Below are 26,493 nucleotides of genomic sequence, written 5' to 3'. Positions count from 1 at the left end.
GGCGGTGTCCGTCAGCCCTTGGTGGTGCACTTCGGCAGGTCGGAGGTCCGGCCCGCGCTGATGTCCTTCAGGGCGTTCATCGCGTCGTCGATGGTGTTGACCTTGACGAGCGTGAGCCCGCTCGGGGTGTCCTTGGCCGCGGCGGCGCAGTTGTCCTTCGGCGTCAGGAAGTACTGGGCGCCCTTGTCGCGCGCGCCGACGGTCTTCATCTCGATGCCGCCGATGGGGCCGACCTTGCCGTTGTCCTCGATGGTGCCGGTGCCTGCCACGAACTTGCCGCCGGTGAGGTTCCCCGGGGTGAGCTTGTCCACGATGCCGAGCGCGAACATCAGACCGGCGCTCGGGCCCCCGACGTCGGCGAGCTTGATGTCGATGGTGAAGGGGTACGTGTGGTCGGTCCCGGCCGAGATCCCGACGATGGCACGGTTTCCGCCCTTGTCGTCGGACGTGGTCGTGGTGATCGTCACGTCCTTGGTCGCGGTCGCCGTCGTGTGCTCCTTCTCGGCGGCCGCCTGCTCCTTGGCCGGCACGATCGTGAACACCACCTTGTCACCGGGCTTGTGCTTGGTGACCAGCTTCGCGACGTCGTCGGGCGCCTTCACCACGGTGCCGTCGACGGACTTGATGACGTCACCGGCGTGCAGCCGGCCCTCGGCCGGGGAGCCCTTGAGGACGGTGGAGACGATCACCCAGGACTTCACCGGAATGCTCAGCTCGTTCAGGGCGGCCACCTTGGCGCTCTCCTGGGACTGGCTGAACTCCTCGGCGTTCTCCTGCGTCGACTGCTCCTCGGTCTTGCCGTCCGGGTAGAGCGTGTCGTGCGGCACGACCTTGTTGTCGTGGGCCAGCCAGCCGTAGACGGCCTCGACGAGGTTCATGTTGTAGTCGGCGCTCGTCACCCGGACCGTGGTCATGTTCAGGTGACCGGTCGTCGGGTACGTCTTGCGCCCCGAGATCTGCAGCACCGGCTCGCCGTCGTGGTCGCCCAGCGTGTTCACCGTGGGACCCGGTGACATCTCCGCGTAGGGCACTTTGATGAACACGCCCGCGCACAGGAGCGCGATCAGGATCAGAGTGGAGGCGAGCATCGTCGCGGTGCGGCGTGGCATGGAACGACAGTACGGGACAGTCCTGTCGGCGCACCGTCGGGGCCGCCCGTACGGGGTGCCGCCGGGGTCCGCTCGCCGAGCCGTCGCAGCCCCGGCGGACCGGGACTCTCAGAGCACGTCGGAGGGGGCCTTCGCCTCGACGTCCGACCGCTCCATGGCCTCACGGAAGCGCGTGTATCCAGCGAGCTCGACGCCGTCTCCCGCGGCCTTGCGATTCCGGCCGGCCCAAACTCCCCACACTCCGGCACCGATCGCAGCCATAAGCGGAATCAGCAACCAGGCGAGCGCCGCCATGTCGACCTCCCAACCCCATGAGCGACCGCAACTGACTGATCAGCAGATTAACCATCCGCAGGGTTAACGCTCACGGCAGGGCCCCGGTTACGCAACCGGAGGAACGGTCATGCGACCGGAGGTGGGGATCAGCAGGCGCCGACCCACTCCTGCGAACCGTCGGAGAACGTCTGGTGCTTCCAGATCGGCACCTCGTGCTTGAGGTCGTCGATGAGTTTGCGGCAGGCCTCGAACGCCTCGCTCCGGTGCGGACACGCCACGGCGACGACGACCGCGAGGTCCCCGACCCGCAGATCGCCCACCCGGTGGACGGCGGCCAGCGCCCGCACCGGATATTCGGCGACGACCTTCTCGGCGACCCGCCGCATCTCCGCCTCGGCGCTGGGGTGACCGGAGTACCCCAGGGTGTCCACGTCGGCACCGCCGTCGTGGTTGCGCACCGTTCCCACGAAGAGCGCGGTCCCCCCGGCGGCGTCGTCCCCGACGGCACGGAAGACCTCGTCCAGGGAGAGCGGCTCGTCGCGGATCGCCAGCAGCCGGATCGGATCCTGCGCGCCCTGCTCACCGGGGTGGTCATAGGTAGGTGCCATGACTCCATCGTGCCGCACCCCGCCGACAAGGCGGAATAGACCGTTCACCCGGCACGCGTGCGTGCCGGGTTGGAGCCTCCTACAGACCGGACCCGCCGGGCGTGCGACGCCCGGGTCGCAGACACCGTTCGCGCAGGCCTCCCGGAGGGGGGCCGAGAGGCCGCGACACGCCCGGGCTCAAATCCGGCGTCGAGCCTTCCGCGCCCGGCGGACGACAGCCGCCGCGCCGAGCAGCGCCACCGTCGCACCCGCCGCGCCCGCCGCCGTGGCGTCCTTGCGGCCCAGTCGGCGCCCGGCCACGGTGTGCCGCCCGGCGACCTCCTCCAGCAGCTCGGCGAGGACCTCCTCGTTGGTCCACCGGGGCCGCCACCCGGCGTCGTGCAGCCGGCTCCCACTCACCACCCAGGGGTACATCGTGTAGGCCAGGTCGCCCGCGGGCGAAGGGGTGAGACCGATCCGGTGGAGCCGGGCGGCGGCGCCCAGCGCGACCGCGGACGGCAGCTCCATCCGCCGGATCCCGCTCAGCTGCTCCACCTCCTCCTGCTCCAGCCAGCCGTCGCACCCGACGGCCAGCTCGCCCTCCACCTTCTCGACGACCGCGTACTCCAGGGCACTGCACAGGTCCTCGACGTGGCAGAACTGCCAGGCGGGCCGCGACCCCGCCACGACCAGCAGTCGCGGTGACTCGAAGTACCTGGTCAGCGCGGTGTCGGTACCGCCGCCGACCAGCACTCCGGGCCGTACGACCGTCACGTTCAGACCGGGGTGCGCCCGGGGCGCGCGACGGGCCAGCCGCTCGATCTCCAGGAGGTCGCCGACGCCCGTGGCCTCGGCGGTCGCCCGCAGTTCGGCGTCCTCGGCGAGCGGCAGTTCGTTGTCGGGCAGCGCCCCGTACACCATCGCCGACGTGCACAGGACGACGCGGTGGACACCGGCGGCCGCGGCGGCGGTGAGCACGGTCTGCGTCCCCCGGACGTTGTAGGCCGTCCGGGCCGCCGCGTCCGTCTCCAGGTCGAGGTCGAGCGCCAGGTGCACCACGACGTCCGCGCCGCGCAGCTTCTCGGCGATCGCCGGGTCCCGGACGTCCAGGATGTGCCACTGCGCGTCGGCGCACTCGCCGCGCCGCTCGTCGATGGCGACGACCTGCTTGATCTCCTCGCTGGCGGCCAGCCGCTCCGTGAGCATGGCGCCCACACCCGCCGCGGCACCGGTGACCGCGACGACGGGGCCGCGCGCGGCCGGGCTGGTTGAGCGGTTTCGCGCTGCGCGAACCTGTGGATCTGGGGAACTCACCGGGCGTCTCCAGCGGTTGTCTTCAGTAACGGACGCGTGTGACGCGCCCCTACCAGGTGGCATCCATCCTGCCGCAGGCGACGAGTCGGCGAAGCACCGAGGCCCGATCGGGTTCAGGTGTCTACGCTGGGTGGTGTTGTGGGCAGCCGCCGTCGGAACGAACCCGGCGGCCTTACCAGCCGAGGAATCCCGTGAGTGACACCCCATTCGGATTCGGCCTTCCGCCGGAGGAGCCGGAGAACGGCGACGAGGGCAAGAAGAAGGACCAGCAGGGCGGCGGTGGCCAGGGACCTTTCGGTTTCGGGCCCGGAGCCGGTGGTCCCGGAGCCGACAATCCCCTCGCAGCCATGTTCGGCTCGATGAACCCCAATGATCTCGGCGCCGCGTTCCAGCAGCTGGGCCAGATGCTCTCGTACGAGGGCGGTCCGGTGAATTGGGACATGGCCAAGCAGATCGCCCGTCAGACGGTCTCCCAGGGCACTTCTGACGGCACCAAGGACGCGAGCGTCGGCCCCGCCGAGCGGCTCGCCGTCGAGGAGGCGGTGCGTCTGGCCGACCACTGGCTCGACGACGCGACGTCGCTGCCGTCCGGCGCGGGCTCCGCGCTGGCCTGGAGCCGCGCCGAGTGGGTCGAGGCGACCCTTCCCGTGTGGAAGGAGCTGGTCGACCCGGTCGCCGAGCGCGTCGGCGCGGCCATGGGCGACGTCCTGCCCGAGGAGATGCAGGCCATGGCGGGCCCGCTGATCGGCATGATGCGCTCCATGGGCGGCGCCATGTTCGGCACGCAGATCGGGCAGGCCGTGGGTGTCCTGGCGGGCGAGGTCGTCGGCTCGACCGACATCGGCCTGCCGCTCGGCCCCGTCGGCAAGGCCGCGCTGCTCCCGCTGAACATCGCCTCCTTCGGCAAGGACCTGAGCGTCCCCCAGGAGGAGGTGCGGCTCTATCTCGCGCTGCGCGAGGCCGCCCACCAGCGCCTCTTCGCGCACGTGCCGTGGCTGCGCTCGCACCTGTTCGGCGCCGTCGAGGGCTACGCGCGCGGGATCAAGGTCGACACCGCGAAGCTGGAGGACGTGGTCGGCCAGTTCGACCCGCAGAACCCGGAGGAGCTGCAGCAGGCGCTGCAGCAGGGCATGTTCCAGCCGGAGGACACGCCGGAGCAGAAGGCCGCGCTCGCCCGTCTGGAGACGGCGCTCGCGCTGGTCGAGGGCTGGGTCGACGCGGTCGTGCACGCGGCCGCCAAGCCCCGCCTGTCGTCGGCCGACGCGCTGCGCGAGACGCTGCGCCGCCGCCGCGCCACGGGTGGTCCCGCCGAGCAGACGTTCGCCACCCTGATCGGCCTGGAGCTGCGTCCGCGCCGGCTGCGGGACGCCTCACGCCTGTGGGCCTCGCTCACGGACGCGCGCGGTATGGACGGCCGGGACGGCCTGTGGGCCCACCCGGACATGCTGCCCACGGCGTCCGACCTGGACGACCCGGACGGCTTCGTGCACCGCGAGCACATGGACTTCTCCGAGCTCGACAAGATGCTCGGCGAGGCCGCGAGCGGTTCGGCCGGCAAGCCGAACCTGACGAAGGGCTCCTCCGCGGAGGCTGCCGACGCCGAGGACGACGACTCCAAGGGCGACGAAAAGGGCGAGGCAAAGGGCGACGGCACCGAGTGAGCCTGCACGACGACGCGGTCCTCGTACTGAAGAGCCACGAGGGCCAGGACGAGCTGAGCCAGGTCTACCTGGACCACCTGGCCGAGCACCCGGACGGCACATGGAAGTCGTGCCACGCCGGGCACATCACGGCGAGCGCCCTGGTGGTCGACCCCGAGCGGGGCCGCGTTCTGCTGACGCTGCACCGCAAGCTCCGGATGTGGCTGCAGATGGGCGGCCACTGCGAGCCGGCCGACGCGACGCTGACCGCCGCCGCCCTGCGCGAGGCGACCGAGGAGTCGGGCATCCGGGGGCTGACCCTGGCACCGGGAGGCCCCGTGACGCTGGACCGGCACGCCATCCCGGCTCCGTGCCACTGGCATCTGGACGTGCAGTACGTAGCCCTCGCGCCGTCCGACGCGGTCGAGGCCATCAGTGACGAGTCCCTCGACCTGCGCTGGTTCACGTACGACGAGGTCTCCGAGGTGGCCGACGCGTCGGTCGTACGGCTTCTGGAGGCGGCCCGCGCCCGGCTGTGAGCGCGCGCCCGGACGGCACCTGCCGGGCGACCGGACGTACCGGGAGTGACGAACAGGCGAACGGCGTAAGGGGCGACCACCAAGGCGGTCGCCCCTTACGCCGTTCGTCTGTTCGTGCCGCTGTTTCCGAATCGGACCGTCGTACGGTCAGCTCCAGGCGTTGCCCTGGTTCTGCGCCTGGACACCCTGCTGGCCCATGCCGTACTGGGCGCGCAGCCCCTGGCCGATCGCCGCGTTCTGCGGCGGCAGCAGTTCGCTGGGCTGGACCAGTACGTAACCGTTGCCCATGAAACTGAGCTCCCAGCCCTCACCGGTGTTGCCGCGGCGCCGCCACACGCCGGAGGAGTGGGTCTGGGCCTGCATCTGGACGCGCAGGCTCGTGGACCACGCGACGATCGCGTCGGCGTCGCAGTTCACGTAGCGGTCCGGGGTGACCTGCATCATCAGAGGCATCCCGGAGGTCATCAGCGCGACCTTGCCGCGCCCCGTGATGTTGAGCTGGTACTTCCCCGAGCCGGAGATGCCGTACTGGCTGTCCACGGCGATGACCTCGTGGTGGAGCGCGGAGTCCATCGCGAGCACGTAGCTGCTGTCGACGGTGAGGCCGTCCTGGTCCACGTCGACGACGTGCACGTGCTGGGCGAGGTTGGCGAAGTAGACCGTGCCCTGCCCGTGGCAGCGCATCAGGTCGAGCCCCTCACCGGTGTAGGCACGCGCGCGGTGCTGGCCGCTGTTCTGGTACTCGGCGTCGAACTCGACGAGTCCCTGGTAGGCGACCATGGTGCCCTTGCGGGCGAGAATGTCGTCGTGCCCCTCCAGGACGACGCGGAGCATCTGCGAGTTCTGCAGGCTGTAACGGTCCTGGGTCTGCTGGTCGTTGTAGCCGAAGATCGGGCTCTGCATGGTGTCCTGTTCCCCTCAGCCCCGGACTCGGAGGCGGTCGGTGCTGTCCTCGCTGGGCTGCACGACGACGATGCCGGTACCGGAGAACGCCATCTGGTACGCCTCACCGCTGCCGCGGCCGATCAGCGACTGCGCCTTGAAGCTGCGCTTGCCCTTCACCTTGAGGTTCGGGGACCACGCGACGAGCGCGTCCGGGTCGACGTACGTCTCGTCCTCACCGCCGCCGCAGTCGACGACGATGGGCTTGCCCCGGGAGGTCAGCGCGACCCAGCCCTGGCCGGAGATCTTGGTGTTCCACAGACCCTGTCCGGCGAACTTGGCGAGCCCCTTCACCCGCTCCACGCCCCAGGTGAGCTGCGTGTCGAAGGCGAGGAGGTTGGTGGCGTTGACGGAGATCGCATCGCCGTTGAGGTTGATGACGACGACGTCCGCCCCGTAGTCGGCCAGGTAGAGCAGGCCGTCGCCGGAGCACTTCATGAGGGGCGCGCCCTCGCCGGTCATCCAGTCGCGCGCGATCTGGCGTACGGCGGGCGGGTTGGGCTCGTACTGGACGAACCCTTCGTAGGCGACCATCGAGCCCACGCGTGCGAAGAGGTCGCTTCCGCTCTGCATGGCGACCTTCAGCATGTGACTGCCGTGGTTCTCCATGCGCGCGGTGACGGGTGCAGGGGCGAAGCCCGCGAATGGCTGGTTCATGACGGGCTCCCTCAGACCTCGTACGGCTGGACGACGACGAAACTGCCGGGCGCGGCACGGAACTGGAGGTTCACGCTCTCGCCGGTGTCGCCGGGGTAGGCGTTCCGGCGCATCCGCACCTGGCTGGAGACGATCACCTGGGCGGCCGCGGACCAGGCGACGACTGCGTTGCAGTCGGCGAACGTCGTGGGCGTCACCGGCAGGACGACGGGCGCGCCGTGTGTCTTGACGACGATGGTGCCGGTCCCCTGGAACTGCATCGTGAACAGCGCGCCGCCGGGAATGCCGTGCCCCTCGATGCGACGGACCTCGTACTGCAGGGACTCGTCGAAGGCGAGGACGTTCTCCGCGGAGACACAGATCGCGTCACCCTGGAGTTCGATCGGGTGCACATGGGTGGCGTTCTCGGCGAAGAACACCTGGCCCTGGCCGGTGCAGCGCATCAGCTGCATCTCCTGGCCGGTCGCGTTGCCCACGAGCCGGCCGGCGAATCCGGCGCCCTTGTAGCTGAAGTCGACCTTGCCCTGGTAGAGCACCATGCTGCCCTGGCGGGCCAGCACGGGCTGACCGCCGACGCCGAGGTCGACGCGGATGAGCTTCTTGTTCTGCGGAGTCCAGCGCTGGCCGGTCGGCGTCTCCTTGAAGGCGCCGAGAGCCGCGGCCACACCGGCTCCGACCTGCGGAGATCCCTGGGGAACGCCGTAGGGGGAGGGCGCGCCTGGCTGCCCCGGGTGCGGTGCGGGCGCCTGGCCCGGAATCTGCCCGTACTGCGGCTGCTGGCCGTATCCGGGAGGCGCGGTCGGCGCCTGCTGCCCGTAGCCCGGAGGCATCGGGGCCGTCTGGCCGGGCGGCTGCTGGCCGTAGCCCGGCGGCGGGCCGGGAGGACCGGGAGGGCCGGGGGGCTGCGCGTACGGCGCGGGTCCCGGCGGCGGCACCGTGGCTCCGCCCGGGGTGTACAGCGGCGCCACGATGGTGGGCGCCGCGTGCACGGAGGGCGTGGGAGCCGGGGCGGGCGGAGTGGCACCGGGCGGAGGCGCGAACCCCTGGGCCGGAGCCTGTGCGGGTGCCCCGAAAGCGGGCGGTGCGAAGGACGGGGCGGCGCCGGACTGCGGCTGCTGCGCGGCGGGCTCCTCCTCGGCGACCTCGCCGCCGAAGTTCTTCAGCAGCGCGTCGAGGCCGCCGTCGAAGCCCTGTCCCACGGCGGCGAACCGCCATACGTCCTTCAGGTAGAAGTCGCCCAGCATGACGGCGCGCTCGGTGGAGAACTCGGCGCCGCTGAACGCGTACCGGGCCACCTCTTCGCCGCCCGCGACGATGCGCAGATACCCGGGGGCGATCTGCGACATCTGTCCGGCGCCGTCGATGGTCGCCGTGAACGACAGCTTGTGGATCTGCGCCGGGATCCGGTCGAGCGTGATGCGGAAGGACTCGGTGTCACCCGACTGGGCGCCGAGCAGCTGAATGGACTCCTCGGGGGACTTCGGCTGGTTGAAGAAGACGAAGTACCGGTCGTCGGACAGCTGCTCGTCGGCGTCGAGCCCGAAGCAACTGATGTCGAAGGTCAGCCCGGGGCCGGCGATCTGCACACCTACGTACAGATCGGTGCCTGCGGTGAGGTCAGTGATCTTGGCCTTGTGGCCGCGTTGGAATTCCCTGGCCATGCGTAACGACCGTCCCCCATCCCGAATACGAGTGCGTCGCGTCAGGCTAACGGCAAAATCTTGGACTGGACTCAGCCGGTACAGACCCGGTACACAATCGCCCCCGCTCCGGGGTGCCGTCCGATCTCCGCCGGAGGACGGGCGCCCTACTCGTCGCCCGTGGCCGGCATCCGGGGCAGCCGGTCCGCCGCGACGACCCCTTCGAGATAGCCGCGGGCCCGCTCGGTGCGCGGATAGGCCTCCAGGAGACGCCAGAAGCGCGGCCCGTGGCCGGGAACGAGCAGGTGGGCGAGCTCGTGCAGAAGGACGTAGTCGACGACGTACTCGGGCATGCCCTGGAGCCGGTGCGACAGTCGGATGCTGCCCTCGGAGGGTGTGCACGAGCCCCAGCGTGTGTTCTGGTTGGTGACCCAGCGGACCGACGAGGGCCGCGCGCGGCCCTCGAAGTACTGCGCCGACAGCCGCTCGGCCCGTTCGGACAGCTCGGTGTCGCCGAGCACCCGTTTACTCTCCTGGGCGGCCAGCTTGTCGAGCATGACGGTCACCCAGCGTTGCTCTTCCGCCTCGGACATGCGGGCGGGGATGAGCACGACGGTGCGATCGCCCTCGCGGTACGCGGAAACCGTTCTGCGCCGTCGGGCGCTCCTGCGGACCTCGATCGCGCTCGCTCCCGAACCGCTCGTCGGCGGGCTCGTCGTGCTGCGCTGTGGTTTTGCGGCGCGGTGCAGTGGGTCGGCGGGCACGCCCCGACGTTACCCGCTGCACATGGGGGAAGTCCCGTCCCCGGGACGGTTCGGTGCCGATCCGCACCCCCCGTGTTCGATTTGTACGACGAACGATGCCACCTGTGGATAACTTTCGGCGGCGTCCGCACGGGCCGGGCATGCTGGCATCCGGTCCGCGCTGCGGGAGCACCCGGCGGACATTCGGGGACGTACTACGGTCTACGGGGGTAGGTCATGCATCCGATCGTGAAACCCGCGCTGCGGCGCGCCTGGCGGGATCTCAACACGGTGCAGTTCGGCATGGCGCCGGCGCACGCGATGGTGCTGGGCCCGATGGACACGGCGACCGGCAGCTTCCTCGATCTGCTCGACGGAACCCGCGGGATGCCGCTGTTGCGCGAGCAGGGACGCGAAATGGGCCTGCCGGACGGCCACGTCGACGCTCTGGTGGACCGGCTGGCCCGTTCGGGGCTGCTGGACGACGCGACCGGAGGCGGCCCGGCCGCGGACGCGCTGCGGGAGAAGAAGGAGGTCATGGAGCGGATGCGGCCAGATCTCGCCTCGCTCTCCCTCGTCGCTGCCGAGCCGGGCGGGGCCGTCGAGCGCCTCGCGGCCCGCCGTGCTCTGCGGGTCCAGGTGCGGGGCGCCGGCCGGGTGGGGGTGGTCCTGGCCTCGCTGCTCGCGGGCGCCGGGGTGGGCGAGGTGCAGGTGCGCGACCTGGGCCGGGTCGAGCCGGGGGACGTCGCGCCGGGCGGCCTGCCCGTCGAGTCGATCGGTGAGCGCCGTGAGGACGCCGCCCGGCGGGCGGTGCGGCGTGCGGCCCCGGACCGTTCGCCCCGCTCGTCGTCCAGGGAGCGGGAGGGCGAAGCGACCCGCGGGCTGTCCCTGGTGATCCTCGCTCCCCGGGACGCCCTGTCCGTGCACGCACCCGACCCGGTGTCCGCCGAGCCCCTGATCACCTCGGGTACACCTCATCTGTACGCCGGGGTCGTCGAGGCGACCGGAGTCGTGGGCCCCCTGGTCCTGCCCGGTGAAACCGGCTGTGCGGGCTGTCTGGACCAGGTGCGCACCGACCGGGACCCGACCTGGCCACGTCTGGTGGCTCAGTGGCGTTCCGGGCGGCAGCGCCGGGTACCCGCTTGTGATCTCGCCTTGGCCGCGGCGGTCGCCGGACTCGCCGCGAGCCATGCGCTGGCCTTTCTGGACGGAGACGCGCCGTCCGCCGCCGGAGTGCGCTGGGAGGCGTCTCTCCCGGGCTGCGACTGGCATGCGAAGCCGGTCTGGGCCCATTCCGGCTGCCCCTGCGGAGCCGCTGAGAAAACAAAAGGGGAGCGGGCCTCCGAGGACGAGGAGCCGCACGCGACAATGGCAGGGCAACAGCCGCACGCGGCAGGGCTTGCTGGGACCTGGAGGGCGCATGTCTGATCTTCCCCGGAAGGCAGTAACCCGTACTGCCAAACTCGCCGCGTTGCCGCTCGGCTTCGCCGGGCGCGCAACCTGGGGGCTCGGCAAGCGCATCGGCGGGGCGTCCGCGGAGCTCGTGGGCCGCGAGCTCCAGCAGCGCACTGCCGAGCAGCTCTTCAAGGTCCTCGGGGAGCTCAAGGGCGGCGCGATGAAGTTCGGGCAGGCACTGTCCGTCTTAGAGTCGGCACTGCCGGAGGAGGTCGCGGGCCCGTACCGGGCGGCGCTGACGAAACTCCAGGAGGCGGCGCCCCCGATGCCGACGCGCACGGTCCACTCCGTACTGGAGGAGCGGCTGGGCGCGGACTGGGGCGAGCTGTTCCTGGAGTTCGAGGACAAGCCGTCCGCGGCGGCCTCGATCGGCCAGGTGCACCGGGCGGTGTGGCACGACGGGCGCGAGGTCGCCGTCAAGGTGCAGTACCCGGGGGCGGGGGACGCCCTGCTCTCCGATCTGACCCAGCTCAGCCGGTTCGCCCGGCTGCTCGGACCGCTGATCCCCGGCATGGACATCAAGCCGCTCATCGCGGAGCTGCGCGACCGGGTCTCCGAGGAGCTCGACTACGGCTTGGAGGCGCAGGCCCAGGCCGCGCACGCGGAGGAGTTCGCGGACGATCCGGACGTGCTGGTGCCCGCCGTGGTCCACCAGTGCGATCAGGTTCTGGTGACCGAGTGGATCGACGGAGTGCCGCTGTCGGAGGTGATCACCGACGGCACCGAGGAGCAGCGCGACCGCGCCGGTCAGTTGCTGGCCCGCTTCCTCTTCTCCGGTCCGGCCCGCACCGGACTGCTGCACGCCGACCCGCACCCGGGGAACTTCCGTCTGCTGCCGGACGAGGAGAGCGGCTGGCGCCTGGGCGTCCTGGACTTCGGCACGGTGGACCGGCTCCCGGGCGGCCTGCCGCAGACGATCGGCGACTCCCTCCGGATGACACTGGACGGCGACGCCGAGGGGGTCTACGAACTGCTCCGTGAGGAAGGCTTCGTCAAGGAGTCGATAGACCTCGACCCGGACGCGGTCCTGGACTACCTCGTGCCGATCATCGAACCGGCGCAGGTCGACGCGTTCACCTTCACCCGCGGCTGGATGCGCAGCCAGGCCGCCCGGATCGCCGATCCGCGCTCCCCCGCCCACCAGTTGGGCCGGCAGCTGAACCTGCCGCCGTCGTACCTCCTGATACACCGCGTGACCCTCAGCACCATCGGAGTCCTGTGTCAGCTCGGCGCGACGGTCCGGCTGCGCGACGAACTGGAGGAGTGGCTGCCGGGATTCGTGCCGGTGTATGAGGACGAGGGGGCCGAGGGGGACGACGAGGCCGCCGAGCACCTGGACGAGGAGTTGCCCGCCGCCGAGGCCTGAGCCGGCCGGGTTACCACCAGGCCGAGTCGAGGCGGCCCTCGATCGCTCTGAGGTTGCTGCGCGAGCAGGTGTCGCAGAAGTAGTGGCGGGTGCCGTTCTCGACGGAGCAGGCCCACGTCGGCCGGGGGCCGTCTGCCCGGGTGCCGCAGCGGGCGCACACGATCTTCTGGTCACCGCCCGCGTCGGACCGCGGCGTCGGACCCGTGCTGTCACTGTCCCCGGGAAGACTCGTCACCTGGCGACGATATCCCCGCGGTCCACGGATCGCCCCGCACAACGCACCGCGGGGGCCGGTCCGACCGGACCGGCCCCCGCGGGGATGTGGATGTGCCTGCAACTGCTGCGGTTGTCAGAGCGACCGGGGTCGACTACTGCATGACCGCCATGGCCAGCGCCCGGCGGGCACGCAGCGAAGCGCGCTCGGCCCGGCGCTGCATGCGGCGAGCGGTCGCCAGGCGCACGGCCCGGCGTTCCTGCTCAGCCTGGTGCAGTTGCTCGTGCATATGAGCACGAGCCAGGGCTTCTGGGATGAGTTGCATCTCTCGGGTCCTGTTCTGACGCGAGTCGTTCGCGCCGTGAGAAGTGAAGTCTGGGGTCGCGGAGCCGGCGGGCTCGCTCGTGGACGGCTTCATCGGGGCCTGTTTCTTGGGGTCGTTCGTCAGGGGGCGGTCGATCGTTCCTCGGATGTTCATGCCGCAACCGGGTTCTTGCGCGGGCGGCCACGCGGCCGCTTGCGGGCCACGACAACACCCTGGACGAAGAGCTCGCCACCCCAGACGCCCCAGGGCTCACGCCGCTCCTTGGCGCCGGCGAGGCAGGCCTCCATCAGCGGGCAGGTACGGCAGAGGGACTTGGCGTACTCGACATCGGCGGGCGACTCGGCGAAGAAGACCTCCGGGTCGTACGAACGGCAAGGGACGGGTACGCCGAGGCTCTCGATGGCGTCGTCGAGCGCGGTGAGCGCAGTGAGCGGGATCAAGGTGGAGTCCTCCGTGGGGCCGGGCGGGGGGATCGTTTCGGAAGGCGGTACGGACGGGGCGTGCGCTTCGAGTTGCACGGTTGGTCTTCCTCGTCTGGTCGTGCCGGCCGGGTCGGCCGGTTGGCGGCTGGTACCGGGTTCTCTTGTCCCGAGGCCCCTTCGCTCTGTCGTCCCTGGTCGGGGACAAACAAAAGGGCCGCGGATCCCGGGTGGGGTTCCGCGGCCCTGAAGGCGCCGGCCTGATCGAATCAGGCTGGATCACTCCAGGGTTCAGGCCCACGGAAGGCCCACATCGTGTGGTGCTGCTGCGTCTGCTTCAGGGATCCGGCACCGGCTGCCGCAAAGGCATAGGCATGCGCCTCTGCCACTACTGCCGCTTCCAGTGCCTGCGTCGGTCGCTCATTGCGCTCACGGATGGGAAGACCCGCGAGGGACACGGAGGACACCGGGCGGACGGCACTGATGCCGGACAGACCGGTGGCCACGTTCGAGACGCCGAGCGAGCAGGTGGAGACGACGGCCGAGAGATCGGTCATTTTCACGGTCCTGATGAAGCTGGTGTTGATGCTGATCACTGGAATCGCCTCCTCTCGGCGTCTTGAGGGATCGGCGTGAGCCGACCCGACGGTTATTAAGTACAGCACGGAACCAGGGCCTCGGAGAAGGCCGCTGCTGCCGTGGTTAAGAACCTATGGGGATTGCTGGGGCATGCGCAAACTATTTTTTCGACGAGTTTGAATCAGTCACTCTCGTGCTCGTCCCCAACCTCACGACCTGCGCAGATGGCCAGAACATCGGCCCCGAAGCGGTTGAGCTTGCGCACACCGACGCCAGGGATCCGGGCGAGCTCTCCCGCGTCGTCCGGTGCGGTCTCGGCGATCGCCATCAGCGTCTTGTCGGTGAAGACGCAGAACGCCGGCTGTCCGCTGCGCTCCGCCTGCACCGCACGCCACTCGCGCAGCCGCTCGTAGAGCCCCTCGTCCATGTCGGAGGGGCAGCCCTCGCAGCGCATCAGCTTCATTTCACCGGCGTCGGTGAGCGTCCGCCCGCAGACCCGGCAGCGCGCCGGGGTCCGGCTTCTGCGCCCCACGGGGGTGGCGACGCCGCCACGGACTCCGCGCTCGATGCCTCCGGCCCCGATGCCGCCGCCACCTCGTCCGGCCGTGGCGACGGAACCGGGACGCAGGCCGTCCAGGAACCGGCTGGGGCGTCTGCCCGCGCGGCCGCCCGGTGAACGGGCCAGCGCCCAGGAGACGAAGAGGTGCTCGCGGGCCCGGGTGACACCCACGTACAGGAGGCGGCGTTCCTCCTCGACCTGCTCGTCGGTCTTTGCATAGGTGATCGGCATCATGCCCTCGGCCACACCGACCAGGAAGACCACGTCCCACTCCAGCCCCTTGGCGGAGTGGAGGGAGGCGAGGGTGACGCCCTGAACGGTCGGAGCGTGCTGCGCGTTCGCGCGTTCGTCGAGCTCGGCCACCAGGTCGGCGAGGGTCGCGCCGGTCTTGGCGGTCGCGAAGTCCTGCGCGAGGTTCACCAGGGCGGCCAGCGACTCCCAGCGCTCTCTGACCGCACCGGAGCCGGCCGGGGGCCGTGTCGTCCAGCCTTCGCCGGAGAGCACCGCCCGCACCTGCGACGGCAGGTCGTCGGCGTCGTCGAGCAATGCGTCGTTGCCGCCGAAGCGGGCTGCGGCGCGCAGGGCCGATCCCGCTTTGCGCACTTCGGGGCGGTCGAAGAAGCGCTCGGCGCCCCGCAGCTGGTAGGGCACACCGGCATCGGCGAGTGCCTGTTCGTAGGTCTCGGACTGGGAGTTCGTCCGGAACAGGATGGCGATCTCGGCGGCGGGGACGCCGGAGGCGATGAGGTCGCGGATCCGGCGGGCGGCACCCTCGGCCTCGGCGGGCTCGTCCGTGTACTCGGCGTAGACGGGTTCGGCTCCCGGTGGTCGCTGGGAGATCAGTTCGAGGCGGTGCTCGGCGGCCCGGCCGTGGGCCTGGGAGAGCAGGCCGTTGGCGAGGTGGACGACCTGGGGCGAGGAGCGGTAGTCGCGGACCAGCTTGACGACGGTGGCCCCGGGGTGGCGGGTGCGGAAGTCGAGAAGGTGGTCAGGAGTTGCACCGGTGAACGAGTAGATCGTCTGGCTGGCGTCACCGACCACGCAGAGACTGTCCCGCTCGCCGAGCCACAGCTCCAGGAGCCGCTGTTGGAGCGGGCTGACGTCCTGGTACTCGTCGACGACGAAGTGCTGGTATTGGGAGCGGACCTGCTCGGCGATGTCGTGGCGGTCCTGCAGGACGGCGACCGTCAGCAGCAGGACGTCCTCGAAGTCGATGACGGCGCGGTCGCGCTTCAGATCCTCGTACGCGGAGTAGATCTGGGCGATCTCGGCCGGGTCCCTGGGAGCCTCACGGCCGGCCTTGGCGGCGGCCGCCGCATAGTCGGCGGGGATGGTCTGGGTGACCTTGGACCACTCGATCTCGCCCGTGACGTCCCGCAGCTCACCCCGGTCGAGGCGGATGCGACAGGCGGCCGCCGCGTCCGCGACGAGCTGGATCTTGCGGTCCACGAGCCGGGGCAGGCTGCCGCCGACCGCTTTCGGCCAGAAGTACTGGAGCTGGCGCAGCGCGGCGGAGTGGAAAGTCCTCGCCTGCACTCCCCCGGCGCCGAGCTGGCGCAGCCGCCCGCGCATCTCGCCGGCCGCCCGGTTGGTGAAGGTGACGGCGAGCACGCTGGAGGGCTGGAGGATTCCGGCGCGCACTCCGTAGGCGATGCGGTGGGTGATCGCCCGGGTCTTGCCCGTGCCGGCGCCCGCCAGCACGCACACCGGACCGTGCAGGGCGGTGGCGACCTCGCGCTGCTCGGGGTCGAGCCCGTCGAGCACCGCGTCGGCCGTGTCCGGAACCTGCGGGAAGAGGGTGGAGTGCGTTGCTGCTGTCACCCCGCCATGCTGCCAGGTCCACAGAGACGGGTGAGCCGGTTGTCCACAGGGAGGCACCTGCAGTCGTACGAATGCGACAGGCGTCACTGCACGGGCCGGGCCGAGGGGCGGGCGGCAGCCCGGCCGGGAGTCGGGTGCGTGGATACCCCCGGCGGGAATGGCGGCCCGGCCGCTTGCGTTCCACTGGCAGCGAGCACGCACCCGAAGCCGTGAAGGAGCCGTTGGACATGCAGGGCACTGTGACGATGTACAGCACCACGTGGTGCGGTTACTGCCGTCGGCTGAAGAGCCAGATGGACCGCGAGGGCATCACGTACAACGAGATCAACATCGAGCAGGACCCGCAGTCCGCGGCGTTCGTGGAGAAGGCGAACGGCGGAAACCAGACGGTTCCCACCGTTCTCTTCCCGGACGGTTCGACGCTGACCAACCCTTCGCTGGCCCAGGTCAAGCAGAAGATCGGCGTCTGAGCGACGTCAGACGGCGGTCCCCCGCATCGGCAGGGGCTTGCCGTACCAGAGCTCGATCAGGCGGGCCGCAATCGAGATTCCGTAGGGGGGCAGCACCTCCCCGGACTCGAAGGCGGCCCGCAGGTCTTCCCTGGAGAACCAGCGGGCCTCTTCGATCTCCTCGCCGTCGACGTTGATCTCCGACGAGGTGGCGCGGGCCAGGAAGCCCAGCATGAGGCTGGAGGGGAACGGCCAGGGCTGGCTGGCGACGTACTCGACGTCGCCGACCGTGATGCCCGCCTCCTCGAAGACCTCGCGGCGCACGGACTGCTCGATCGACTCACCCGGCTCGACGAAGCCCGCCAGCGTGGAGAAGCGGCCCTCGGGCCAGTGCACCTGGCGGCCGAGCAGGATGCGGTCCTCGTCGTCCGTGACGGCCATGATCACGGCCGGGTCGGTGCGCGGGTAGTGCTCGGCGCCGCAGGCCGGGCAGCGGCGGATGTGACCGGCGGCGGCGATGACCGTGCGCTCGCCGCAGCGGGAGCAGAAGCGGTGCAGTCGCTGCCAGTTCTCCAGAGCGACGGCGTGCACCATGAGTCCCGCGTCGCGGGGAGAGAGCAGGAGTCCCGCCTCGCGCAGCCCGGCAGGGCGGGCGGACTGGTCGATACGGCCGGGCAGCGTGTCCTTCTGGAGCGCGAAGTAGCTCACCCCGTCGTCGTCGGTGCCCAGGAAGTAGCGGTGCGCCTCGGTGAGCGGGGCCTCGAAGGAGGGCGTCATCAGGAGCTCGGTGGCGCCGTCGGCCCTCTCGTCGATGAGCACCTGACCGCCGGAGACCACGAAGACGCGGGTCGAGGGGTGGCTCCAGGCCGCCGCGAGCCAGGCCTCGTCGAGCCGGTGGTGGGCGGCGCGGTCGATGCCGCTCGGCGCGGTGAGCGAGATGGGACGGTCGGCGCTGTGGTCGGTCCAGGTGGTCACGGGTGCTTCCAACTCCCCCGGTGGAACGGTTATTTCGGCGGGCGGTTCAGCAGGACGGGCGTGTGCAGCGCCCATGAGGGTGGGGATCGGCTTGTTCAGTGTGCCTCGCGCCAGTTCTCGGCCAGGTCGCCCCACAGGTGGGCGGCCGTCTCGACGCCCTTCATGAGGAGGTCGAGTTCGACCTTCTCGTTGGGGGCGTGCCAGCCGTCGGAGGGAACGGAGATGCCCAGGAAGAGCACCGGGGCATCGAGGACTTCCTGGAGGTCGGCGGCCGGCCCGGAACCGCCCTCCCGGGTGTAGCGGATCGGCTGCTCGAAGGCGCGGCCCATGGCGCGCACGACGGACTGCAGGGCGGGGTGGTCGAGCGGGGTGAGGCACGGGCGGGTGGCCGGGCCGAAGGTGATCTCGTACCGGATGCCGGCGGGCACCTGGTCGGCCGCCCAGGCGCGGACGGCCTTCTCGATGTGGTCGGGGTCCTGCCCCGCGACGAGCCGGAAGGAGAGCTTCACCAGGGCCGAGGACGGGATGATCGTCTTGCTGCCGGGGCCCTGATAGCCGCCGCCGATGCCGTTGACCTCGGCGGTCGGGCGGGCCCAGACGCGCTCCAGGGTGGTGTGACCGGCCTCCCCGTGGGTGGCCGTCGACCGGGCCGTGCGCAGCCAGCGCTCCTCGTCGAAGGGCAGCTCGGCGAAGAGTTCGCGCTCACGGTCGGTGAGTTCGGTGACGCCTTCGTAGAAGCCTGGAACGGCCACGCGTGCGTGCTCGTCGTGCAGGGCCGCGACCAGGCGGGCGGCGGCGGTCGCCGGGTTGGGCACGGCGCCGCCGAACGATCCGGAGTGGATGTCCTGGCCGGGTCCGTGCAGCTCGACCTCGCATTCGGCGAGGCCGCGCATGCCGGTGCAGACCGTGGGGGTGTCCTCGGACCACATGCCGGTGTCGGAGACGATCACGGCGTCGGCGGCGAGCCGCTCCGCACGCTCTTCGACGAGCCGGCGGAAGTGCGGGGAGCCGGATTCCTCCTCGCCCTCGACGAGCAGTTTCAGGTGCACGGCCGGAGCGGTGCCGCCGGTGGCGGCGAGGTGGGCCCGGACACCGAGTGTGTGGAAGAACACCTGGCCCTTGTCGTCGGCGGCCCCGCGCGCGTGGAGGCGGTTGCCGCGGATCACCGGTTCGAAGGGGTCGGTGTCCCAGCCGTCCTCGCGGGCGGCCGGCTGCACGTCGTGGTGTCCGTAGACGAGGACGGTGGGTGCGTCGGGGTCCTCGGAGGGCCACTCGGCGAAGACCGCCGGGGCTCCCGCGGTGGGCCAGATCTCGCAGGTCGGGAAGCCGGTGTCCCTGAGTTTGGCGGCCAGCCAGTCGGCGCTGCGTGCCACGTCCGCGGCGTGGCCGGGCTGGGCCGAGACCGAGGGGATGCGCAGCCACTCCGTGAGGTCGTCGAGGAAGGCGGCGCGGTGGGCCTCGATGTACGTGCGGACGGTGCTGACGGCGTCGTCAACGGGCTTGCTCATGTTCACGAGCCTAGCGGCCCACGGAGGCGTGTTCGTCCGGCGGTTCTCCGGGGACCCCGTCCGACGGGTCCGCGGGGTCCTCGGTGAGCAGCCGCTCCAGCGCGGCACGGTCCGGGAGGTCGTCAGGGCGGACGACCTCGCCGCCGCGGACGTACACGAAGGCGGCCGTGACGGATTCCAGGGGCACGCCCTGCCGCTCGGCCCAGGCGAGGCGGTACACCGCGAGCTGGAGCGGGTCTGCGGTCCGCTCCCGGCTGGTCTTCCAGTCGACGATCTCGTACGTCGTCCCGTCGCCGTCGCCGTCCTTGTAGACGGCGTCGATGCGTCCGCGCACAACGCGCCCCGCGATGGCGAGCTGGAAGGGTGCCTCGACGCGGTAGGGGGTGCGGTGGGCGTAGGGGGTGCGCTCGAAGGCGTCCTTCAGGGCTTCCAGATCGCGCTCGTCGGCGATCTCGGCATCGCTGCCGGGCAGCTCCTCGGGCTCCAGCATCGGCAGCCGCAGCGCTTCGAACCGGGACTCCACCCACGCGTGGAAGCGCGTGCCCCGGCGGGCGGCGGGCTGCGGAGGGCGCGGCATGGGGCGCGCGAGTTCCTGCGCGAAGCCGTCCGGGTCGGCGGCGAGGCGCAGCAACTGGGAGGCGGTGAGCGAGGCGGGCAGCGGTACGTCGGTGACACTCGCGCGGGCGCGCAGGAGTTCGCCGGTGAGCGCGTCCAGATCGCGGTCCCAGGAGGCGAGGGTGCGGGCCTCCTCGGGCGTGAGGCGTTCGGTGCCGGGGTCCTCGGGGTGGCGGCGCGCGCCGGCGGAAGGTGCGTGGCCCTGGTGCGGGACGGTCGGGCGGCTTGTTCCGTGCCCGGCCGGGCGGTCGCCGGGACGGTCCGTCGCCCAGGAGTCCCAGTCGGAGTCGTCGCTCTCGGGGAAGGGACCCTCGGGAAGGTCGTCCCGCGCGTAGTCGTCCTCGGGGAGGTCGCCCTCCTCGTAGGCGAACGGATCGGTCTCCTCTTCGTCCTCGGGCGGGGGCGGCCATTCCGGATCGTCGTGGGAGGCCGGGTCATGGGTGGCCGTCGGCCGGTGCCCGGCGGTGGCGGGGTGTGCGTCGTCGTGGGACGCGACGCGCTCCAGGTGGGCGAGTACGGTCTCCGCCGCGGCACGCCGCCTGGCGAGAGCCGCGTCGTCGAGCGGAAGCGGCCATGCGTGGTCGGCGGACGCCTCGTGCAGGGCCGGGTTCTCCTCGTCCTCCGTCGGTTCGTCCGCCCAGGCCTCGATCTCGCCGTGTCCGGCCGCGCAGTGGTCGTACAGGGCATGCAGGAAGTCGGACGGGCCGCGGGGGCGTTTCTGGGAGGGGCCCCACCAGTGGCCGGATCCGAGCAGGAGCGATCGGGGGCGGGTGAACGTGACGTAGCCGAGGCGGAGTTCCTCGGTGTGCTGGTGGTCCTTCATGGCCTCGTGGAAGGCCTTGATGCCCCGGGCGTCCCACGCCTCGATGTCGGGCAGGGTGTCCGCGTCGCCGCGCAGGGTGTGCGGCAGGACCTTGCCCTGGGCGGTCCACTTCTCGCGGCCCTGGCTGCTGGGGAAGGTGCCGTTGACGAGGCCGGGCACGACGACGACGTCCCACTCCAGGCCCTTGGACTTGTGCGCTGTGAGCACCTTGACGGTGTTCTCGCCGCCGGGCAGGGCGTTGTCCAGGCCCTTCTCGTACTGCGCCGCGGTGCGCAGGAAGCCGAGGAAGGCCAGCAGGCTCGCCTCGCCGTCGCCGGACGCGAAGGACGCGGCGACGTCCAGGAAGTTCGACAGGGTCTCGCGGCGGCGGGCGGCCAGGGCGTGCGGGGACGCGGAGAGCTCGACCTCCAGGCCGGTGACGGCGAGGACCCGGTGCAGGACGTCCATCAGCGGGTCGGCGAGAGAGCGCCGCAGGTCGCGCAGTTCGGCGGCGAGGCGTGCGAACCGCACGCGCGCGTCCGGCGAGAAGGGCAGCCCGTCGTCGTCCCCCGGGGTCTCGATGGGGGTCTCCAGGAAGGTGTCGAGGGCGTCCGCGAGCGATATCACCTCGGCCGGGTCGACCCCCTCGACGGCGGCGGCGAGCCGGCGGTCCGGGTCCTCGTCGGCCCCCACGCGCGTGTGGGACACGAGCAGCCGGGCCCGGCGTCCGAGGAGGGCCAGGTCGCGCGGGCCGATCCGCCAGCGCGGTCCGGTGAGCAGTCGGACGAGGGAGGCGTTGGCCCCCGGGTCCTGCAGGACCTCGCAGACGGCGACGAGATCGGCCACCTCGGGCAGGTGCAGCAGCCCGGAGAGACCCACCACCTCGACGGGGATGTCGCGGGCGACGAGGGCTCCCTGGATCTCGGCGAAGTCGGTGGCGGTGCGGCACAGGACGGCGATCTCGCCGGGCGCCTTACCGGTGCTTACGAGATGTGCGATGGACTCGGCGAGCCAGTCGATCTCCTCGGCGTGGGTGCGCAGCAGCGCGCAGCGCACGAGGCCGTCGCGCTCGGCCCCGGGGGCGGGCCGCAGGGCCTCCACGCCCGCGTGCATGGCGCGCAGCGGTTCGGCGAGGCCGTTGGCGAGGTCGAGGAGGCGGCCGCCGCTGCGGCGGTTCTCGCTGAGCGACTGGCGGGTGGCGGGACGGCCGTCGGGGCGCGCGAAGTGCTCGGGGAAGTCGTCGAGGTTGGCCACGGAGGCGCCGCGCCAGCCGTAGATCGCCTGGCAGGGGTCACCGACCGCCGTCACGGGATGCCCGGTGCCGTGGCCGAAGAGTCCGGCGAGCAGCACGCGTTGGGCGACCGAGGTGTCCTGGTACTCGTCCAGGAGGACGACCCGGAACTCGTCGCGGAGGATCTCTCCGACCTCGGGGCGGGTGCGGGCGAGGGTGGCGGAGAGGGCGATCTGGTCGCCGAAGTCGAGGAGGTCCCGTTCGCGTTTGGCGGCTCGGTAGCGGCCGACCAGTTCGGCGAGTTCCCGGCGGGCGGCGGCGGCCTCGGGGACCTTGCGCAGGTCCTCGTTGCTGAGTTTGGCGCCTTCGAGGGTGCGCAGCAGTTCGGCGTCGTGGGCGCGCAGGTCCTCGGCCCGTACGAGGTGTTCGGACAGCTCGGAGTCGAGGGTGAGGAGGTCGCCGACCAGGTCGGGGAAGGAGCGGGTCAGCGCCGGGTAGGGGCCCGGCGCTTCGCGCAGCACGCGGGCGGCGAGCTGGTAGCGGGTGGCGTCGGCGAGGAGCCGTGACGTCGGTTCGAGCCCGATGCGCAGGCCGTGGTCGGTGAGCAGGCGGCCCGCGAAGGCGTGGTAGGTCGAGATGACCGGCTCGCCCGGTGGATTGTCGGGATCGATGACGTCCGGGTCCGTGACGCCCGCCTTGACGAGGGCCTTGCGGACCCGCTCGGCGAGTTCACCGGCCGCCTTGTTGGTGAAGGTCAGGCCGAGGACCTGCTCGGGGGCGACCCGTCCGGTGCCGACGAGCCACACCACGCGTGCCGCCATCACCGTGGTCTTGCCCGAACCGGCCCCGGCCACGATCACCTGCGGGGCCGGCGGCGCGGTGATGCACTCCGTCTGCTCCGGAGTGAAAGGGATCCCGAGGAGCTCCTTGAGCTGATCGGGATGGGTGATACGGGCGGGCATGTCCGAGAGGCTAGCGGCGCCCGCTGACAGTGGGGGCCACATCGACGCCCGGGGCAGGAGAACCGCTGGTCAACCCATGTGGTGCCGTACGTCACGTAGGTGACGTACGGCCTTTCGCCCCATCCGGCCCGGCAACCTGCTGTCCGCCTCCGGATACGTCATTCGACGACCTGCCGCCCTTCCGGCCGCGCGCTGCACGACGCCCGGAACGCGCAGTGTGTGCAGTGTTGTCCGGTCGTGGGCGAGAACCGTTCGTCGAGGACCTTGCCCGCGGCGTTCGCCAGGAGGTCGCCGACCCACTCGCCCTCCAGCGGCTCCTGCGCCTGCACCTTGGGAAGGGTCTCGCCGCCGTTCTTCTTGGCGGCGCCCTGGCGCAGCTGGACGAGTTCGGCTCCGCCCGGGTCGGGGCGTTCGCCGTCGAAGACGTCGTCGACGGCGCCTTCGCGGACGGCGAGCTGGTACACGGCGAGCTGCGGGTGGTGGGTCACCTCGGCGGCGCTGGGCGCCTGTTTGCCGGTCTTGAAGTCGACCACGTAGGCGCGGCCCTCGGTGTCCGCCTCGACGCGGTCCATGGAGCCGCGGATGCGTACTTCGTAGGAGCCCGCTTCGAGGGTCACGTCGAAGTCGTGCTCGCTGGCCACCGGGGTGCGCCCGGTGCGGTCCATGACGTGCCACTTCAGGAAGCGTTCGAGTGCCACGCGCGCGTGCTCCTTCTCCTGCGCCGACTTCCAGGGCGCGTCGAAGGCGAGCGCGTTCCACACGGAGTCGAGGCGCTCCATGAGGACGGCGAGGTCGGCGGGGGTGCGTCCGGAGGCGACCTCGTCGGCGAGGACGTGCACCACGTTGCCGAAGCCCTGGGCGGCGGTGGCGGGCGCGTCGGCCTTCACCTCGCGCCCGAGGAACCACTGGAGGGCGCAGGTGTTGGCGAGTTGGTCGAGGGCGCTGCCGGACAGCACGACGGGCTGGTCGCGGTCGCGCAGCGGGACCTTGCTCTCGGTCGGCTCGTACACGCCCCACCAGCGGTAGGGGTGCGCGGAGGGGACCAGCGGCCGGCCGTCCTCGTCGGCGAGGGCGGCGAGGCGGGCGAGACGGTGGGCCGCTGCCTGCCTGAGCCGGTCCGAGACGAGCGGGTCGACCGTCGTGGAGCGCAGTTCGGCGACGAGCGCGGCGACGGACAGGGGGCGGCGCGGGCGGCCGGTCACGTCCTTGGGCTCCACGCCGAGCTCGGTGAGGAAGCGGGACGGCTGGTCGCCGTCGTCGGCCGGTGCCTTCACGGCGGTCACGACGAGCCGTTCACGCGCGCGGGTCGCCGCCACGTAGAAGAGCCTGCGCTCCTCGGCGAGGAGGGCACCGGGGGTGAGGGGTTCGGCGAGGCCGTCCCGCCCGATGCGGTCGGCCTCCAGCAGGGAGCCGCGCCGGCGCAGGTCCGGCCACAGTCCCTCCTGGACTCCCGCGACGACGACGAGCCGCCACTCCAGTCCCTTGGAGCGGTGCGCCGTCATGAGGCGCACGGCGTCGGGCCGGACGGCCCGGCGGGTCAGGGTGTCGGCGGCGATGTCCTCGGCGTCGATCTCCTCCAGGAAGTTCAGGGCGCCCCGGCCTCCGGTGCGCTCCTCGGCGCGCGCGGCGGTCGCGAACAGCGCGCACACCGCGTCGAGGTCCCGGTCGGCGTTGCGCCCGGCCGCACCACCGCGGCGTGCGGCCCGCTCCAGGCGCTGGGGCCACGGCGTGCCCTGCCAGAGGTCCCAGAGAGCCTCCTCGGCGCTCCCGCCGCCCGCGAGACGCTCGCGGGCCTTGCGGAGCAGGGCGCCGAGGCGCTGGGCCCCTCGGGCGTACGCCGGATCGTGCGCGACGAGCCGCTCCGGCTCGGCCAGCGCGCGGGCCAGCAGTTCGTCGGAGGGCGGCGGTACGAGGTTCCCGGCGGCGCGCTCCTCCTCGCGCAACGCCCGGCCCAGGCGCCGCAGGTCCGCCGCGTCCATGCCGGCGAGCGGCGAGGCGAGGAGGGTGAGCGCGGTCTCGGTGCCGAGCCAGGCGGCGACGATCTGCCCGCCGACCGGGCCGTCGGCCGAACCGTCAGTGCTCTCGGAGTCCCGTGTGTCCTCGACGTTCTCGACGTTCTCGACGTTCTCGACGTTCTCGACGGCGCCCTCGGACGCTTCCGCGGTGCTCCCCGTGTCCTGGGCGCCCTCGGTGCCGTCGGCTTCCCCGGTGCCATCGGCGTCCCCGTGCGCGTCGGCTTCCCCGGGCAGGCCGGCGTCCTCGGAGGCAACGGCGTCCTCGGAGCGAACGGCACCCTCGTCGGCCCTCCGGTCCGTGCTCGTGTTCGACTCCGCTCGGGCCACCGCCCGCAGGGCCGTCAGCAACGGAGCCACCGCCGGTTCGTGGCGCAGGGGCAGGTCGTCGCCGTCGATGTCGAGGGGTACGCCGGCGACGGTGAGCGCCCGCCGGACCGTGGGGATCGAGCGGGAGCCCGCACGCACCAGGACGGCCATCTCGCCCCAGGGGACGCCGTCCTCCAGGTGGGCGCGGCGCAGGATGTCCGCGATGTTGTCGAGCTCCGTGCCGGCCGTCGGGTACGTGTACACCTCGGCGACGCCCCCGTCGCGCACCGGGGACAGTTCGCGGTGGGCGCGCACCTTCTCGGCCGGCAGGCGGGTGAGCGGCATGCGCTGGGTGAGCAGACGGGTGGCGGCCAGCAGGGCGGCGCCCGAGCGGCGGGACGTCCTGAGGACCTCGACCGGCGCCGGTCGGCCGTCCGCGCGCGGGAAGGCGTCGGGGAAGTCCAGGATGCCGTTCACGTCGGCGCCCCGGAACGCGTAGATCGACTGGTCCGGGTCGCCGAAGGCGACGAGGGTGCGGCCACCGCCGGCGAGGGCGTGCAGCAGCCGTACCTGCGCGGGGTCGGTGTCCTGGTATTCGTCCACGTAGACGGCGTCGTACTGCGCGGCCAGCCGCCCGACGACGTCGGGGCGCCTGGCGAGGAGCACCGCGCGGTGCACCAGTTCCGCGTAGTCGAGCACGCCCTGCATGTCGAGCACGTCGAGGTACTCGGCGAGGAAGGCTGCCGCCGCGCTCCAGTCCGGGCGGCCGATGCGCCGGGCGAAGGCCTCCAGGGCGTCGGGGCCGAGGCCGAGTTCACGGCTGCGGGCGAGGACCGCGCGGACCTCGTCGGCGAAGCCGCGCGTGGTCAGGCAGGCGCGCAGCTCGTCCGGCCAGCGCACGGAGGCGAGGCCGAGCCGCTCCAGGTCCGGCTGGCCCGCGAGCAGGCCGCGCACCGCCACGTCCTGTTCCGGGCCGGACAGCAGCCGCAGCGGTTCCACGAAGAGGTCGGCGTCCTGGTGGGCTCGGACCAGGGCGTAGCAGAAGGAGTGGAAGGTGGTGGCCTGGGGAGCGCGGGCGGCTCCTATGCGCAGGGCCATGCGGTCGCGCAGCTCGACGGCCGCTTTCCGGCTGAACGTGAGCACCAGGATGCGTGCCGGATCGCCTCCCCGGGCGATCCGTGCGGCGACGGACTCCACCAGCGTGGTCGTCTTGCCGGTACCGGGACCCGCGAGCACGAGAAGCGGTCCGCCACCGTGCTCAACCACCGCGCGCTGCCCTGCGTCAAGACGAGGGGGATCCACCCGGCCCGGGGCGGTGCGCACCAGCCGGTACGCGCCGCGGGTCCCCTGGCGCACCTGAGGGCGCGCCGGGTGCCTGGTGGAAGAAGTGGAGCTCACGTGGTTCGCCGGTCCTGGTGGTCGTACTGGTTGGCGGGCCGTCGCGC

Annotated in this window: 22 protein-coding genes; 5 read left to right on the top strand and 17 right to left on the bottom strand. The window is 71.8% G+C overall.

The annotated features are described in order from the left end of the window. Nucleotides 1-11: 11 nt before the first annotated feature. The 4 genes from ACIRQH_RS25465 to ACIRQH_RS25450 form a co-directional block, all read right to left on the bottom strand. Entirely contained in the window at nt 12-1,109 is a 1,098-nt protein-coding gene (locus ACIRQH_RS25465) for a PDZ domain-containing protein (RefSeq protein ID WP_358815646.1), read from the bottom strand. Nucleotides 1,110-1,217: 108 nt separating this feature from the next. After that, a complete protein-coding gene (locus ACIRQH_RS25460; RefSeq protein WP_355864793.1) occupies nt 1,218-1,403 on the bottom strand; it encodes a hypothetical protein in 186 nt (61 codons plus the stop codon). A 128-nt stretch (nt 1,404-1,531) separates the two neighbouring features. After that, a complete protein-coding gene (locus ACIRQH_RS25455) occupies nt 1,532-1,993 on the bottom strand; it encodes a molybdenum cofactor biosynthesis protein MoaE (protein ID WP_388866818.1) in 462 nt (153 codons plus the stop codon). Nucleotides 1,994-2,170: 177 nt separating this feature from the next. Further along, nucleotides 2,171-3,286, bottom strand: a complete 1,116-nt coding sequence (locus ACIRQH_RS25450) for an SDR family oxidoreductase (RefSeq protein ID WP_404227057.1) — start codon at nt 3,284-3,286, stop codon at nt 2,171-2,173. A gap of 191 nt (nt 3,287-3,477) precedes the next feature. Between ACIRQH_RS25450 and ACIRQH_RS25445 the strand changes: the two genes are divergently transcribed. Both ACIRQH_RS25445 and ACIRQH_RS25440 read left to right on the top strand, forming a co-directional pair. Further along, complete coding sequence (locus ACIRQH_RS25445; protein WP_404227056.1) at nt 3,478-4,947, top strand: zinc-dependent metalloprotease; 1,470 nt, start codon at nt 3,478-3,480, stop codon at nt 4,945-4,947. After that, nucleotides 4,944-5,465: an NUDIX hydrolase gene (locus ACIRQH_RS25440; RefSeq protein WP_404227055.1), complete on the top strand. Its 522-nt coding sequence runs from the start codon at nt 4,944-4,946 to the stop codon at nt 5,463-5,465. The genes ACIRQH_RS25445 and ACIRQH_RS25440 overlap by 4 nt, the downstream gene beginning before the upstream one ends. A gap of 147 nt (nt 5,466-5,612) precedes the next feature. Here ACIRQH_RS25440 and ACIRQH_RS25435 read toward each other — a convergent pair whose 3' ends face one another. From ACIRQH_RS25435 to ACIRQH_RS25420, 4 genes are all read right to left on the bottom strand, one after another. Further along, nucleotides 5,613-6,368 (bottom strand): AIM24 family protein, encoded by a 756-nt coding sequence (locus ACIRQH_RS25435; RefSeq protein ID WP_355864808.1) that lies wholly within the window; start codon nt 6,366-6,368, stop codon nt 5,613-5,615. A 15-nt stretch (nt 6,369-6,383) separates the two neighbouring features. Then, nucleotides 6,384-7,064: an AIM24 family protein gene (locus ACIRQH_RS25430; protein ID WP_358815641.1), complete on the bottom strand. Its 681-nt coding sequence runs from the start codon at nt 7,062-7,064 to the stop codon at nt 6,384-6,386. Between the two features lie 11 nt (nt 7,065-7,075). Beyond that, nucleotides 7,076-8,725, bottom strand: a complete 1,650-nt coding sequence (locus tag ACIRQH_RS25425) for a TerD family protein (RefSeq protein WP_358815640.1) — start codon at nt 8,723-8,725, stop codon at nt 7,076-7,078. A gap of 146 nt (nt 8,726-8,871) precedes the next feature. After that, entirely contained in the window at nt 8,872-9,468 is a 597-nt protein-coding gene (locus tag ACIRQH_RS25420; protein ID WP_388866826.1) for a M48 family metallopeptidase, read from the bottom strand. Nucleotides 9,469-9,684: 216 nt separating this feature from the next. Here ACIRQH_RS25420 and ACIRQH_RS25415 point away from each other — a divergent pair, with 216 nt between their 5' ends. After that, the gene (locus ACIRQH_RS25415; protein ID WP_388866829.1) at nt 9,685-10,875 is read left to right on the top strand and encodes a TOMM precursor leader peptide-binding protein; all 1,191 of its coding nucleotides are present in this window, start codon (nt 9,685-9,687) and stop codon (nt 10,873-10,875) included. Then, entirely contained in the window at nt 10,868-12,268 is a 1,401-nt protein-coding gene (locus tag ACIRQH_RS25410; protein ID WP_404227054.1) for an ABC1 kinase family protein, read from the top strand. The genes ACIRQH_RS25415 and ACIRQH_RS25410 overlap by 8 nt, the downstream gene beginning before the upstream one ends. Before the next feature lie 10 nt (nt 12,269-12,278). Here ACIRQH_RS25410 and ACIRQH_RS25405 read toward each other — a convergent pair whose 3' ends face one another. From ACIRQH_RS25405 to ACIRQH_RS25385, 5 genes are all read right to left on the bottom strand, one after another. Beyond that, nucleotides 12,279-12,503, bottom strand: coding sequence for a hypothetical protein (locus tag ACIRQH_RS25405; RefSeq protein WP_358815789.1), 225 nt, complete (start codon nt 12,501-12,503; stop codon nt 12,279-12,281). A gap of 133 nt (nt 12,504-12,636) precedes the next feature. Further along, entirely contained in the window at nt 12,637-12,960 is a 324-nt protein-coding gene (locus tag ACIRQH_RS25400) for a hypothetical protein (protein WP_358815636.1), read from the bottom strand. Next, complete coding sequence (locus ACIRQH_RS25395) at nt 12,957-13,325, bottom strand: WhiB family transcriptional regulator (RefSeq protein WP_358815635.1); 369 nt, start codon at nt 13,323-13,325, stop codon at nt 12,957-12,959. Before ACIRQH_RS25395 ends, ACIRQH_RS25400 begins: the two co-directional genes overlap by 4 nt. Nucleotides 13,326-13,495: 170 nt before the next feature. Further along, nucleotides 13,496-13,822, bottom strand: a complete 327-nt coding sequence (locus tag ACIRQH_RS25390; protein WP_358815634.1) for a hypothetical protein — start codon at nt 13,820-13,822, stop codon at nt 13,496-13,498. 164 nt (nt 13,823-13,986) lie between these two features. Continuing rightward, complete coding sequence (locus tag ACIRQH_RS25385) at nt 13,987-16,242, bottom strand: ATP-dependent DNA helicase UvrD2 (protein WP_404227200.1); 2,256 nt, start codon at nt 16,240-16,242, stop codon at nt 13,987-13,989. Nucleotides 16,243-16,412: 170 nt separating this feature from the next. On the opposite strand from ACIRQH_RS25385, the gene ACIRQH_RS25380 reads away from it, so the two are divergent. Continuing rightward, nucleotides 16,413-16,655, top strand: coding sequence for a mycoredoxin (locus ACIRQH_RS25380; RefSeq protein WP_081219297.1), 243 nt, complete (start codon nt 16,413-16,415; stop codon nt 16,653-16,655). 6 nt (nt 16,656-16,661) lie between these two features. On the opposite strand, the gene nudC is transcribed toward ACIRQH_RS25380, so the two are convergent. The 4 genes from nudC to ACIRQH_RS25360 all read right to left on the bottom strand — a co-directional run bounded on the left by nudC (nt 16,662) and on the right by ACIRQH_RS25360 (nt 26,446). After that, on the bottom strand, nt 16,662-17,609 hold the full coding sequence (nudC, locus tag ACIRQH_RS25375) for an NAD(+) diphosphatase (RefSeq protein ID WP_404227053.1): 948 nt from the start codon (nt 17,607-17,609) through the stop codon (nt 16,662-16,664). 95 nt (nt 17,610-17,704) lie between these two features. Continuing rightward, a complete protein-coding gene (locus tag ACIRQH_RS25370; RefSeq protein ID WP_404227052.1) occupies nt 17,705-19,117 on the bottom strand; it encodes a dipeptidase in 1,413 nt (470 codons plus the stop codon). 10 nt (nt 19,118-19,127) lie between these two features. Next, the gene (locus ACIRQH_RS25365) at nt 19,128-22,727 is read right to left on the bottom strand and encodes an ATP-dependent helicase (protein WP_404227051.1); all 3,600 of its coding nucleotides are present in this window, start codon (nt 22,725-22,727) and stop codon (nt 19,128-19,130) included. Between the two features lie 158 nt (nt 22,728-22,885). Further along, complete coding sequence (locus ACIRQH_RS25360; protein WP_404227050.1) at nt 22,886-26,446, bottom strand: ATP-dependent helicase; 3,561 nt, start codon at nt 26,444-26,446, stop codon at nt 22,886-22,888. Nucleotides 26,447-26,493 lie beyond the last annotated feature (47 nt).

This window comes from Streptomyces sp. NPDC102279, assembly GCF_044766365.1.
GTDB lineage: Bacteria > Actinomycetota > Actinomycetes > Streptomycetales > Streptomycetaceae > Streptomyces.
This window is presented reverse-complemented; position numbering and strand designations above follow the sequence as displayed.

What these genes read in the sequence shown, in the direction of transcription:
- ACIRQH_RS25465 (WP_358815646.1), bottom strand. Translation starts at nt 1,109, where the DNA reads ATGCCACGCCGCACCGCGACGATGCTCGCCTCCACTCTGATCCTGATC.
- ACIRQH_RS25460 (WP_355864793.1), bottom strand. Translation starts at nt 1,403, where the DNA reads ATGGCGGCGCTCGCCTGGTTGCTGATTCCGCTTATGGCTGCGATCGGT.
- ACIRQH_RS25455 (WP_388866818.1), bottom strand. Translation starts at nt 1,993, where the DNA reads ATGGCACCTACCTATGACCACCCCGGTGAGCAGGGCGCGCAGGATCCG.
- ACIRQH_RS25435 (WP_355864808.1), bottom strand. Translation starts at nt 6,368, where the DNA reads ATGCAGAGCCCGATCTTCGGCTACAACGACCAGCAGACCCAGGACCGT.
- ACIRQH_RS25430 (WP_358815641.1), bottom strand. Translation starts at nt 7,064, where the DNA reads ATGAACCAGCCATTCGCGGGCTTCGCCCCTGCACCCGTCACCGCGCGC.
- ACIRQH_RS25425 (WP_358815640.1), bottom strand. Translation starts at nt 8,725, where the DNA reads ATGGCCAGGGAATTCCAACGCGGCCACAAGGCCAAGATCACTGACCTC.
- ACIRQH_RS25415 (WP_388866829.1), top strand. Translation starts at nt 9,685, where the DNA reads ATGCATCCGATCGTGAAACCCGCGCTGCGGCGCGCCTGGCGGGATCTC.
- ACIRQH_RS25410 (WP_404227054.1), top strand. Translation starts at nt 10,868, where the DNA reads ATGTCTGATCTTCCCCGGAAGGCAGTAACCCGTACTGCCAAACTCGCC.
- ACIRQH_RS25400 (WP_358815636.1), bottom strand. Translation starts at nt 12,960, where the DNA reads ATGAACATCCGAGGAACGATCGACCGCCCCCTGACGAACGACCCCAAG.
- ACIRQH_RS25380 (WP_081219297.1), top strand. Translation starts at nt 16,413, where the DNA reads ATGCAGGGCACTGTGACGATGTACAGCACCACGTGGTGCGGTTACTGC.
- ACIRQH_RS25370 (WP_404227052.1), bottom strand. Translation starts at nt 19,117, where the DNA reads ATGAGCAAGCCCGTTGACGACGCCGTCAGCACCGTCCGCACGTACATC.
- ACIRQH_RS25365 (WP_404227051.1), bottom strand. Translation starts at nt 22,727, where the DNA reads ATGCCCGCCCGTATCACCCATCCCGATCAGCTCAAGGAGCTCCTCGGG.